Source organism: Bosea sp. 29B (assembly GCF_902506165.1).
Taxonomy (GTDB): Bacteria; Pseudomonadota; Alphaproteobacteria; order Rhizobiales; family Beijerinckiaceae; genus Allobosea.
The window spans coordinates 1130969-1143181 of record NZ_LR733817.1 but is presented as its reverse complement, the minus strand read 5'-3'; the positions used below and the strand labels follow the sequence as shown (position 1 = coordinate 1143181).

9 protein-coding genes are annotated in these 12213 nt (G+C 62.0%); 6 read left to right on the top strand and 3 right to left on the bottom strand.

Annotated elements, in window-relative coordinates:
- Positions 1–47: 47 nt before the first annotated feature.
- The gene (tet, locus tag GV161_RS05540; protein ID WP_152015648.1) at positions 48–1274 is read left to right on the top strand and encodes a Tet(A)/Tet(B)/Tet(C) family tetracycline efflux MFS transporter; all 1227 of its coding nucleotides are present in this window, start codon (positions 48–50) and stop codon (positions 1272–1274) included.
- Here the strand turns inward: tet and GV161_RS05535 are convergent.
- The gene (locus GV161_RS05535; protein ID WP_152015649.1) at positions 1228–1848 is read right to left on the bottom strand and encodes a DsbA family protein; all 621 of its coding nucleotides are present in this window, start codon (positions 1846–1848) and stop codon (positions 1228–1230) included. The two genes, tet and GV161_RS05535, sit on opposite strands and share 47 nt — an antisense overlap.
- Positions 1849–2024: 176 nt before the next feature.
- Between GV161_RS05535 and GV161_RS05530 the strand changes: the two genes are divergently transcribed.
- Together GV161_RS05530 and GV161_RS05525 are read left to right on the top strand one after the other, a co-directional pair.
- Complete coding sequence (locus tag GV161_RS05530; RefSeq protein ID WP_152015650.1) at positions 2025–2687, top strand: response regulator transcription factor; 663 nt, start codon at positions 2025–2027, stop codon at positions 2685–2687.
- On the top strand, positions 2684–4009 hold the full coding sequence (locus tag GV161_RS05525) for a sensor histidine kinase N-terminal domain-containing protein (RefSeq protein ID WP_152015651.1): 1326 nt from the start codon (positions 2684–2686) through the stop codon (positions 4007–4009). Before GV161_RS05530 ends, GV161_RS05525 begins: the two co-directional genes overlap by 4 nt.
- A gap of 55 nt (positions 4010–4064) precedes the next feature.
- Here GV161_RS05525 and katG read toward each other — a convergent pair whose 3' ends face one another.
- Entirely contained in the window at positions 4065–6242 is a 2178-nt protein-coding gene (gene katG / locus GV161_RS05520) for a catalase/peroxidase HPI (protein WP_152015652.1), read from the bottom strand.
- A 99-nt stretch (positions 6243–6341) separates the two neighbouring features.
- Between katG and GV161_RS05515 the strand changes: the two genes are divergently transcribed.
- Positions 6342–7274 (top strand): hydrogen peroxide-inducible genes activator, encoded by a 933-nt coding sequence (locus tag GV161_RS05515; protein WP_152015653.1) that lies wholly within the window; start codon positions 6342–6344, stop codon positions 7272–7274.
- A gap of 249 nt (positions 7275–7523) precedes the next feature.
- On the opposite strand, the gene GV161_RS05510 is transcribed toward GV161_RS05515, so the two are convergent.
- On the bottom strand, positions 7524–7736 hold the full coding sequence (locus GV161_RS05510) for a hypothetical protein (protein WP_152015654.1): 213 nt from the start codon (positions 7734–7736) through the stop codon (positions 7524–7526).
- Positions 7737–8075: 339 nt separating this feature from the next.
- Between GV161_RS05510 and GV161_RS05505 the strand changes: the two genes are divergently transcribed.
- Together GV161_RS05505 and GV161_RS05500 are read left to right on the top strand one after the other, a co-directional pair.
- A complete protein-coding gene (locus GV161_RS05505; RefSeq protein WP_159650167.1) occupies positions 8076–8702 on the top strand; it encodes an FkbM family methyltransferase in 627 nt (208 codons plus the stop codon).
- Positions 8703–9142: 440 nt separating this feature from the next.
- A complete protein-coding gene (locus tag GV161_RS05500) occupies positions 9143–12211 on the top strand; it encodes a glycosyltransferase (protein ID WP_152015656.1) in 3069 nt (1022 codons plus the stop codon).
- Positions 12212–12213 lie beyond the last annotated feature (2 nt).

Here is a 12213-nt window from a genome sequence, read left to right as displayed (position 1 = left end):
GTCCACGAACTTATCGTCGATAAATTTTGACTCGACCGGGAGCCAGCATGAACAAGTCGCTCGCCGTTGCTCTGATCGTCACCATTCTCGATGCCATGGGCGTTGGCCTGGTGATGCCTGTACTGCCGGCTCTGCTGCGTGAGCATGTGCAGCCCGGAGAGGTGGCTGCGCATTACGGCGCCCTGCTGTCGCTCTATGCGCTGATGCAGGTCTGCTTCGCGCCACTGCTCGGGCGACTATCGGACCGCTATGGCCGCCGCCCCGTGCTGCTGGTCTCGCTCGCCGGTTCTGCCATCGACTACGCGATCATGGCAGCGGCGCCGGAACTCTGGGTGCTCTATATCGGCCGACTCGTTTCCGGGATCACCGGAGCGACCGGATCGGTCGCAGCCGCCGCCATTGCCGACACGACGAAAGAAAGCGAGCGCGCACGCTGGTTCGGCTATATGAGCGCCTGCTTCGGCGTCGGCATCATCGCCGGACCTGCGATCGGGGGCATGTTGGGCGAGCAGGTAGCCCATGCCCCCTTCATCGCGGCGGCGCTCCTCAACGGTGCGGCGTGCGTGTTCGCCTGTTTTGCCCTGGCCGAGACCGGGCGCAATGCGAGTGACGGGGAAAGGCCGGGGTGTCCCGGGCCACTCGCAGGGCTTCGGCAGAGAGGCGTACTGAGGAGTGTCGCGCCGCTCTTCTACGTCTTCTTCCTCGTCCAGTTGATCGGCCAGGTGCCGGGAGCCCTATGGGTGATCTATGGCGAAGATCGCTTCCAATGGGATACAGCCATGGTCGGCCTGTCGCTAGCAGCCTTTGGCGCGATGCATGCGCTGGTCCAGGCCTTCCTCACCGGACGGCTTTCGAGCCGGCTCGGAGAGCGCCTAACCCTGCTTGTCGGCATGGCATCGGATGCCGCAGGCTTTCTCCTGCTGGCTTTTGTGACGCAGGGATGGATGGTCTGGCCGATTCTTGCCCTGCTAGCCAGCGGTGGGGTCGGCATGCCGGCGCTGCAGTCGATGCTGTCGCGGGCGGCTGGTAATGATCAGCAAGGAAGATTGCAGGGACTCCTCGCGAGTCTGACCAACCTGACCTCGGTCGTCGGCCCACTCGGCTTCACGATGCTCTATGCCGCGACGTCGGGAATCTGGAATGGCTGCGTCTGGATTGTCGGCGCGATGCTCTATCTGGCGTGCCTGCCGGCCTTGCGCAGGTCGGCCATGATCCGTGCGCCCGGCCTCACTGGGATGCCGGCTTGGCGCGGGCATCAGCGACGACCTGCTTGAAGCCCTTGTAGTCGAGAGTCGAGGTCCGGAACGGGCCGACCAGGTAGGTCGGCGTGCCCTGCAGCCCGAGCGAGTCGGCCTGGGCCATGTTCCGGCGCAGCAGCGCGGTGATCTTGTCGCCATTGGTGTCGAGATCGGCCTGGAGACGCGCCATGTCGATGCCGGCGCCCTGGATCGCCGCCGAGATCTGCGCCTTGCTCAGCCGCCCCTTGGTCGCCATCAGCGCATGGTGCGCGCGCTCATAGGCTCCCTGATAGGTCGCGGCGAGCGCGAGCTGCGCGGCATAGACCGAGGTCTCGGCGATGACCGGCCAGTCCTTGTAGACGAGCCGGATCTTGCCGTCCTCCTTGACGATGCGGGCGAGGTCCGGAGCCGATGTCTTGCAGTAGGGGCAGTTGTAGTCGAGGAAGGCGACGATCGTGACATCGCCATTGCGGTTGCCCGAGATGGGCGCTTCTGGGTCGTTCAGGATGGCCTCGACGTCGATCTTGTTCCCCTCGGCCAAGACGGCCTCCGGCAAGGCCGCAGCCAGAAGCGAAAGGCCGAGGAGGATGGTGCGACGGTCGTGGTGCATGGGCTTGCGGCTTTCTCGGCTGCCGGGACCGCGCTGCGCCTGCCGATCCGGGAGCCAGGCGCGGCTCGCGGCGGTCGCATCGTCACGTCCCCGGCGGTGGACGGATGCGGGCCATCGGCGCTACCCAGCTTAAGCCAGCCTTAAGCTCGGCGGTGATGCTGGGCCGTGGAGGTCACATGCGCGTGCTCATCGTCGAAGACGACCCGCTTCTCGCCGACGGTCTCGCCGTCGGGCTGAGGCTGCACGGCATGAATGCCGAGCTGGTCGGCAGTTGTGCCGATGCGCGGCATGCGCTGGCGGCCGGCGTCTTCGATGCGATGGTGCTCGACATCATGCTGCCGGACGGATCTGGCCTCGATCTGCTCCGGGATCTGCGGACACAGGGCGAGCGCTGCCCGATCCTGCTGCTGACCGCGCTCGACGAGACCCGCGACCGCATCGCCGGGCTCGACCGTGGCGCCGACGACTATCTCGGCAAGCCCTTCGACCTCGATGAGCTCGCGGCAAGGCTGCGCGCGATCGGGCGACGTGGCGAAGGCCGGGCAGCGCCCGCGATCGAGGCTGCCGGCCTCATGCTTGATCCGGCGCGCCACGCGGTGGCGCGAGACGGCACGACGATTGATGTGACGCGACGGGAGTTCGCCGTTCTGCGCGCGCTGGCTGAGCGGCCGGGCGTCATCCGCTCGCGCGCGCAACTGGAGGAGCGGCTCTATGGCTGGCAGGAGGATGTCGAGAGCAACGCGATCGAGGTCCATATCCACAATCTCAGGCAGAAGCTCGGGCGCGAGCTGATCGAGACGGTGCGTGGCCTCGGCTACCGCCTCAAGGACGTGTCATGAGCTCGCTGCGTGGCCGGCTGTTTGCGATCCTGGTCGTCACCACGAGCCTGATCTGGCTTGCCGCGACGGCCTGGATCTATCTCGGGACCAAGAACGAGCTCGAGCGCGTGCTCGACACGCGCCTGCAGGAAGCGGCGCGCATGGTCGCCTCGCTGGTGCATGACGATAGCTCCTCACAGGCAGCAATCGCCGGCACTCCGCAATTCAACCCCACGGAAGCGGCTGGCTACGAGCGCCAGCTCTCCTGCCAGATCTGGTCGCTGGGCGGGCGTCTCGTCGCTGCCTCGACGACGGCGCCGGCCGAACGGCTTTCGGCACATCCCAGCGGTTTCCATGACAGTGTGATCAACGGCGAGGCGTGGCGCGTCTATGCCATCGAGGACGCCGCCAAAGGCGTGCGGGTGCTGGTCGGTGACCGCCTCGGCCTGCGCGAGCGGCTCGTCCAGGATCTCGTGCTCGGGCTGGTGGCGCCGACCTTGCTGATGCTGCCACTCTTCGCCGGGCTGATCTGGCTCAGCGTCGGCAGGGGGCTGGCTCCTCTCCGTCAGATCGCCCGTGACCTGCAGAGCCGCCCGGCGGATGATCTGAGCCCTGTCGGCGCCAATGCGGTCAGGGAAATCCGCCCGCTAACCGATGCATTGAACGGGCTGTTCCGGCGTCTCGACCTGGCCAGGCGGCATGACCGCGAGATCACCGCCTTCGCCGCGCACGAGCTGCGAACACCGCTCGCCGGCATCCGCACGCAGGCGCAGATCGCGCGGGCAGCCGATAGCGACGCGATGCGCCTCTCGGCGCTCGACAGGATCATCGAGGGCGTGGACCGGACCGCCCGGCTGATCAGCCAATTGCTCGTCCTGGCCAGGCTGGATGCGGACGCCACCGGCTCCGACCGGCAGCGCATCCTCGTCGGTCCATTGCTGCGCGAGATCGATGGCGAGCGGAAATGGCCGGGGCAGACCGTCGAGATCGACCCGCGTCTCGATGACTTCGTCGTGCTGGGGGAGCCTGACAGTCTGCGGCTGGCCTTGCGCAACCTGCATGAGAATGCCTGCGGGCAGAGCCTTCCAGGCGGGCAGGTGCGCTGGCTGCGCGTCGCGGACAATGCGTTCGCGGTCGAGGATGATGGCCCGGGCATTCCGGACGAGGAGATATCGTTGGTGACGCAGCGTTTCTATCGAGGGCGCAGCAGCAGGACGGCTGGAACCGGCCTGGGTCTTTCGATCGTCGAAGTAGCACTCGCGCGCCTGGGCGCGGTGCTGACATTGGAGAATCGTCCCCTGGGCACAGGGCTGAAGGCGACGGTCACGCGTCCGGCGCCATGATTGTGCTGCCTTGATCAAGGCGCGGCCGCCACCGGGCGGCCGCGCCTCGCTATTCTCAGGCGACGTCGAAGCGGTCGAGGTTCATCACCTTGGTCCAGGCCGCGACGAAATCCTTGATGAACTTCTCCTTGGCGTCCTGGCTGGCATAGACCTCGGCGAGGGCGCGCAGGATCGAGTTCGAGCCGAAGACGAGATCGACGCGGGTACCGGTCCACTTGGCGGCGCCGGTCTTGCGATCGGTGCCCTCGAACACGTCCTTGGCCTCGGAAGTCGCCTTCCATTGCGTGCCCATGTCGAGCAGGTTGACGAAGAAGTCGTTCGTCAGCGCGCCCGGCCGGTTGGTCAGCACGCCGTGCTTGGAGCCGTCGGCATTGATGTCGATGGCGCGCAGACCGCCGATCAGCACCGTCAGCTCGGGGGCGGTCAGCGTCAGCAGCTGGGCGCGGTCGATCAGAGCCACCTCGGCCGGCACCCTGGCGCCCGGCTTCTGGTAGTTGCGGAAGCCGTCCAGAGCCGGCTCCATCACCGCGAAGGAATGGACCTCGGTCTGCTCCTGCTTGGCATCGGTACGGCCCGCGGTGAACGGCACGCTGACGTCATGGCCGGCGGCCTTGGCGGCCAGTTCGACGCCGACATTGCCGGCCAGCACGATCAGGTCGGCCAGCGAGACCTTCTGGTCGCCATCGGCCTCCTTGTTGAACTGGCGGCGGATGCCGTCGAGGACTTCGATCGCCTTGGCGAGCTGGGCGGGCTGGTTGACCTCCCAGTCCTTCTGGGGCGCGAGGCGAATGCGAGCGCCATTGGCGCCGCCGCGCTTGTCGCCGCCGCGGAAGGTCGCGGCCGAGGCCCAGGCGGTGCCGACCAGCTCGGAGACGCTGAGGCCCGAAGCCTTGATCTTCTCCTTCAGCGCGGCGACGTCCGCCTTGTTGACCAGCGGGTGGTCGGCGGCCGGCAGCACATCCTGCCAGATCAGCTCTTCCTTCGGCACTTCCGGGCCGAGATAGCGCGAGCGCGGGCCGAGATCGCGATGGGTCAGCTTGAACCAGGCGCGGGCGAAGGCCTCGGCGAAGGCCTGCGGGTTCTCGAGGAAGCGGCGCGAGATCTTCTCATAGGCCGGGTCCAGGCGCAGCGACAGGTCGGTCGTCAGCATGGTCGGCTTGTGCTTCTTCGACGGGTCGTGCGCGTCGGGGATGACCGCCTCGGCGTCCTTCGCCTCCCACTGGATGGCGCCGCCGGGGCTGCGCGTCTGCACCCATTCGTATTTGAACAGGTTCTCGAAGAAGAAGTTGCTCCACTGCGCCGGGGTCTGCGTCCAGGTGACCTCGATGCCGCTGCCGACCGCGTCGGCGCCATGGCCGGTGCCGAAATTGCTGGCCCAGCCGAGGCCCTGCGCCTCCAGCTCTGCGCCTTCCGGGTCCGGGCCCTTATGCGACTCGGGCGCGGCGCCATGGGTCTTGCCGAAGGTGTGGCCGCCGCCGATCAGCGCGACCGTCTCCTCGTCGTTCATCGCCATGCGGGCGAAGGTCTCGCGGATGAAATGCGCCGCCGAGATCGGATCGCCATTGGCGCCCGGACCCTCAGGGTTGACGTAGATCAGGCCCATTTCGGTCGCGCTGAGGGGCGCATCGAACTTGTCGAGCGGACGATGGGTCAGCCAGGCCGTCTCGGCGCCCCAGTTGACGTCGTGATCGGGTTCCCAGGTATCCTCGCGGCCGCCGGCGAAGCCGAAGGTGCGGAAGCCCATGGTCTCCAGCGCGACGTTGCCGGTGAGGATCAGCAGGTCGGCCCAGGAGATGGCCTGGCCGTATTTCTGCTTGATCGGCCAGAGCAGGCGGCGCGACTTGTCGATGTTGACATTGTCCGGCCAGCTGTTGAGCGGAGCGAAGCGCTGCTGGCCGCGACCGCCGCCGCCGCGGCCGTCGGCGAGGCGATAGGTGCCGGCGGCATGCCAGGACATGCGCACGAATTGCGGGCCGTAATTGCCGAAGTCGGCAGGCCACCAGTCCTGCGAGTCGGTCATCAGCTTGCGCAGGTCGTTCTTCAGCGCCTCATAGTCGAGCGTCTTGAACGCCTCGCGGTAGCTGAAGGCCGGATCGAGCGGATCGGACTTGGCCGAGTGCTGGTTCAAGAGGTCGACAGGCAGCTGGCTCGGCCACCAGTCGCGGTTCTGACGGGCGCCGCCGCCATGGGCGACGGGGCATTTGCCCGCGCTGTCCTCAGTCTTCGCGTTCATCTCTCTCTCCGAAGCTCGGCTGGGTTCCGGGATGGGTCTTAGCAGGGCCGTTTCATTATTTTAATTCCGATTTTCTGATCGCGACGATAAGCTCAGAATATGACGAACCTGACCTTCAAGCAGCTGCGCTATTTCGAGGCGCTGGCACGGCACGGCCATTTCGGCCGTGCGGCCGAAGCCTGCTCGATCTCGCAGCCGGCTTTGTCGCAGCAGATCAAGGCGCTGGAGGAGGAACTCGGCGCCGGGCTGTTCGAGAGGGACAGGCGCCAGGTCCGGCTGACGCGCTTCGGCGACGAGATCGCGGCGCGGGCCCGGGACGTCCTGCGCTCGCTCGACGAGCTGGAAGGCTATGCGCACGCCTCCCGGGAGGGAATGGTCACGCGGCTGCGCATCGGCGTGATCCCGACTGTCGCGCCGTACCTGCTGCCCGGCCTGATCGGCGATCTCACCCGCCTGCATGGCGAGCTCGACCTCAATGTGCGCGAGACGCTGACGCCGAAGCTGGTGCAGGAGCTGAGCGAGGGGCGGCTCGACATGGCGGTCGTCGCTCTGCCGGTGTCGGAGCCGTCGCTGACCGAGGTGGCGCTGTTCACCGAGCGCTTCGTCCTGGTGCGGCCGCGTGCGGACGAGGGCAAGCCGGCGCCGGATCGCGAGGCGCTGCGCGAGATGCGGCTGCTGCTGCTGGAAGAGGGGCATTGCTTCCGCGAGCAGGCCCTGTCGTTCTGCAGCACCAAGCCGCGGACGGTGCAATCGCGCGACCTGCTCGACGCCAGCTCGTTGTCGACGCTGGTGCAGATGGTCGATGCGGGCCTCGGGGTGACGCTGATCCCGGAAATGGCGGTAGCGGTCGAGACACGCTCGGCCTCGGTCGCGATCTCGCATTTCAAGGCGCCGGAGCCGTCCCGGACCATCGGTATGGTCTGGCGCAAGACCAGCCCGCTGGCGAAGCAGTTATTGGAGATCGCGGAGGTGGTGCGGCAATCGGCCGGCGCGCTGCGCGGGACGCACGGCAACGGCCTTGCGAAGCCGTAGCGGCAAGTGCCCGGAATAGATTGGGGCTGTACGATGAGATGGTAGCGGGAGAGGGACTCATACCGCCCCCCCGCATTCCCATCGCCTTCCGATTGCGGGCGAGCACCGTGGGAACCCCGTCCCCTTACACTTCATCAGTGGCCTGATCAGAATGCTGAGCAGCGCGGAATTGATCAGCAGCAACCTGCAGCGCGCTCCGCCTCTGGCTAAAGCCGAGGCGGCTATCGTCAGCCATGTAATGGCGATTATCTATGAATTACGATTTTGCCTTTGTAGTAATATAGCTTCTATCGCAGAGGCTATATCTCTTGCCGCCGCCTGATAACCTTTACCAAAATCAATATCGTCACTTTCTACAACTGCATGAGCGTGTGCGATAAGAAGTGCCTCGGACATGGCGTTTGCATACCCCTCTAAAATAGAGCTTCTATAAAGCTCAAGATCCGACTCTTTCCAATTCAAGCGCACATCTCCTAATTTGGCGCACTTATCCATCTGCAAAAAGCAGTCCGCAGTGAACATGGACCAGCAAATAGCATGAGAGAAACTGCGAAATTTTCTTACCTTATCGAGTTGTCCTCAAGGGCTGCACGGCCTGATCTAGCGTAAATCTTCAACATGAGGCGGTCCTTAACCTTAGCGTCTCAGCCGCTGGCGGGGGGCGCCATGAGGTCATAATGGCCTGCATCGCCGCGTCAAGGAATGCTGGCCCGAAGCAGCCATTGGTTCGGAAGAGAAAGAGCGAGTGGCGCCTCGACCAAATCTCGGTATTGTCAGCCCGCTACCAATCGGAGCCAGCCTGTGCACGCCAATTCAGCAGATTACGCCGCACGCCTTCATATCAGGCCGGGTGACATCGTCTATGATGTTGGGGCTAACAATGGACACGTGACCAGGATATTAGCGACCGTTGCGAAACATGTTTTCGCGTTTGAGCCGAACAAATCGGTTATAAAGCCATTGGCAGACGATAGAATCCCCAACGTAACTATAATTGAAAAGGCAGTTTCTGATGTGCCGGGCTTCGCTACGTTCTACGTTGATAATAGAGAGGGCGTCGGAGCGGTGGCATCTTCCTTGATGCCTTTGATTGGCATGGAGGGAAAAACACTTCCCGTCAGAGTGGAGACGACGACGATAGATCTATTTTCCCGTCAGTCCGCGACGGTGCCAAACCTGATAAAAATCGACGTGGAAGGATTTGAGCCTAACGTTATTGCCGGGGCCGAATGGGTCATCAGGGAATATAGACCTATTATAATATTTGAATTATGGGAATCTCATTGGAATAGGTTTCAAACGATGATCTCTCAGCTCCAGAAGGAGTATCATCTGGTAAAATTGTCGAATGGCGAAGCTGCTATTCCGTTCTACGATGGAGGTCAGTATGAAGGCATCGACGATATACTGTGTCTGCCCCTTCGATAAAACTTGGTTTATGCGGAATTGTATATTTTTCTTGGGTGCTAGCCCGAAATAACGCTCTTGCCTTTCGTACTCGCGCGGCAGGGAGATGCCGTGTCGGGCTTGCTTGCGCTTGACTAGATCGACAGAAGGTCCCTGCCACGACGGCGTCGTGGCAGCGCCCATTCCGTGGCGCCCCCGCAACTCGAGCTTCAGTCTGCGAACGATGGCGGCTTGCTAAAAAAGCCTAGTCGCGGGGTTCACCTGCCGCTTCCTTCATTCAGACAGCGAGTTTTGGTTGCTATCAACCGCAATGCAGCTCGCGCGACCGCGTAACCCCGCTCGGCGATATGAGCCAAGCACCTAGAGACGTCAGCGCGCCACTTGTGCCAACCTAAGAGTGTGTTAAATGCCGTATTAATGCTTTTGCAACGGGCAGGCAATCTGGCTAGGCGTTTGATACAATGCTGTACATCCTCGACCCAAACTTGAGGGATTTTGTAGGTCACTACCTCGAATATGATCGCTCCGTATCCGAAGCCGCCAAGTTGGCCGGCCTGTCATGTGTCATTCTCGGACACCGGTCATTTACACCTTCATTCGACGGCTTGATTGACGTACGTCCGATTTACTCGGCCGACATTTGGAACAGGCTGCCCGATCACGACTTTCATTCAGTTAAAAGCCTCGAATTTGCCAATTCTCAGTTTGCAGCAGAGACCATCCTGTTCCTAAAGGACCAACCGCTGGGACCGGAAGATATCATCTTCATTCCAACTCTGACAAAAGCGCAAATCGCAGGAGTCGCAGCGCTGGTGCAGCGTTTTGGCCAGTCCGGCGCAGCATTCGAAATCATGCTGCGATATCAGCCTGGCCTCTACGATGGGACGGTCGCGACGAAGGCATTTCGCTCGCTGGAGAGATTGTCCAAAACCACCCGCATCCGCTTGAGCACGGATAGTCACAGGCTCAGCTCCGAACTCGGCATGCTGACCGCGCTGGAGATTGCCGTCTATCCGATCCCGCACACGGACAAGTTTGCTACGCCGCTAAGTGGAATAACCGGTGACGGATTGCATTTCGTCAGCTTGGGTAATGCTCGCGGCGAAAAGGGGCTTGCCGAGATATTCGACGCGATCGAAATAACGGCCAGCAAGCCCTGGGCAGATCAGCTTCGCTTCACCCTTCAATGCAATGATCCATCAGAAGACGTTCGTGGTCGGATCGCACGGTATAAGGAGAAACCGGACAAGCGCGTAACGCTGATCGAGCAGGCCATGGGCACGGAGGCCTATTACGAACTGCTCGGCAATGCCGATGTCGTGCTGGTTCCTTACCACGTGGACATCTATGCCTCCCGCACATCAGGCGTCTTTCTCGAAGCCATGACGGCCGGTAAGATCGCAATCTGTACACGCGACACGTGGATGAGCGATCAGCTCGATCTCCATGGCGGCGGGATTGCAGTGGACGACCGATCCGCTGCGTCCCTCGCTATCGCGATCTCCGACGTGTTGAATACGTACGACGAGTTGCACGTCAAGGCGCAAGTCGCCAGAGCACACTGGAAAACCATCCACACGCCTGAAAACCTGATCTCGCATCTCAAGGGCTCTCCAGCATTCCCCGTTGCTGTTAAACCAGGTCGGCGCGCCGCAGTTATCTATCCATGGGGTGACGCGATCGATGGCGGCGCCGGGGCTGCTACACGGCTGCATCTGCTGGTTCGATACCTCGAACAGCATTACGATGAGATTCGCGTTGCGTTTCCTGGGAAAGGCCGGAAGCAAGTTTCGAAAAAAGCACTTTTTGAAGCATTCGAGAACGGTCGCTGGGACAACCATTGGCTTCGCCGTAGGCTTGAGCAACTATCTCGGTGGCTGTGGAAGGCCCACCCAGGCAAAGTGTTCCATTTATGGAACCATATCTGGCCGTTATTCGACCCCATAATAAAGCGTCGGAGCGAAGAACTCGCGCGCTGGGCGGACGATGCCTATCTCGAATACAGCTATTTTTCTCCCGTGGTCAGCAAAATCTTCAAGGCGCAGGGTAAGCCTGTTGTTCTGACGCAGCACGACATCCTTTCGGAAATATCGTCCGGCATTCCCGTTATTCACGACCTCACGCGCGTCTTTGAGTTTCGCGGCCTTCGCGCCGCCTCGCGCGTTGTGGTTGCCACGGAATATGAACGCAAGCTCTGTTCGGATGTCGGCATAAAGGCAGATGTTATACCTCATCCCATCGATGCCCACGCTCACGATTATCTGTCACGTGAGGACGCAAGCTTCATTGTCGAGCGAATTCTCGAACTCCCGGCGGAAGGCCGGACCGTCTGTCTGTTCGTCGGCGGCAGCTACGGCCCAAACAAGTCCGCAGCTGCACTCGTACGCTCGATGGCCGAAACAGCCGCCAACGATCCCGATCTCAACCGGGTCCTATTTGTCGTGGCTGGAGCCTGCATGGAGCCGCAACACGCCGAGAATTTCGTAGCGCTCGGGAAGATTGAAAGCACTGCACTGTCCGCACTCTATCGGGTCGAGCCGATCGTGCTGATTCCAATCAATGAAGGGACGGGGTCGAGCATCAAGAGCATCGAAGCTCTGGCCGCCGGATGTCCGATCATTTCGACCACGGTCGGGATGCGCGGGCTGGCGGTCGAGGGAGGGAGGCACTGCATCATCGAGGATAACGTCGAGCGCTTCCCGCTGCGCCTGAAGCAACTGATGGCCGGCGATATTGACGTAGCGGTGCTTCGTAGGGAAGCTCGTGAGTTCGGCAAAAACAATGACTACCGCAGAGTCTTTCAGGCCTATGATGCAGACAGAGCTTCGGCAACCAGGTTAAAGGCCGAGGAGATTCCCGCCAGCGTGCATTTTCGTGACCTAGTGCCCCGCGTCAGTACCAGCGGGACCGATGAAGTTAAGTCCTTTCTGGCCAAAAGACTTGGGATACCCCGGGCCGAGCTAGACGACCTGCCCGAGGAAGGATCTGCCATCTCGAACAAGTTCCGACATTGGCAGGAGCTGTACAAAGTTGGTCATCTCACCCAAATTTGGCGAGAGGCCGGCGATTTTTTCGAACAGGCCTATGAAATTGAGGGCCCGAGCTTCAAACCGGACGCCCGGGCCGAACTCTGGAACCTACTTAACTCCGAGAACAACGACCTGGCCGCCATTCTGGCGGAGGCGCTCTTGCAAAGCGTTCCGAAACTTCAGGATGCCGAGATCAGCTACATCGCCGCACAGGCCCTCCATCGGGTTCTCGGCGGAGGCTCACGCGTACTGAAACACTATGGAGACGCGATCGCTAATGGCTACGATGACGGTTGGGCGCATTACCACCGAGGTCACTTGTGGCTGATGGGTGCTCTCCCGGATGGGGTGACCGAGCTTAAAAAGGCAGTCCGGAAAGGCGGAGAAGCCAGCTCTGCCGCAAAAAAGGTTCTAAGCAGGTCTGACCTGAAGCACGTTGCACTACGTGGCGTCGTGACTAGATTCCACCATTACAATAACTGGCGCAATCGGTTCGATTGAAC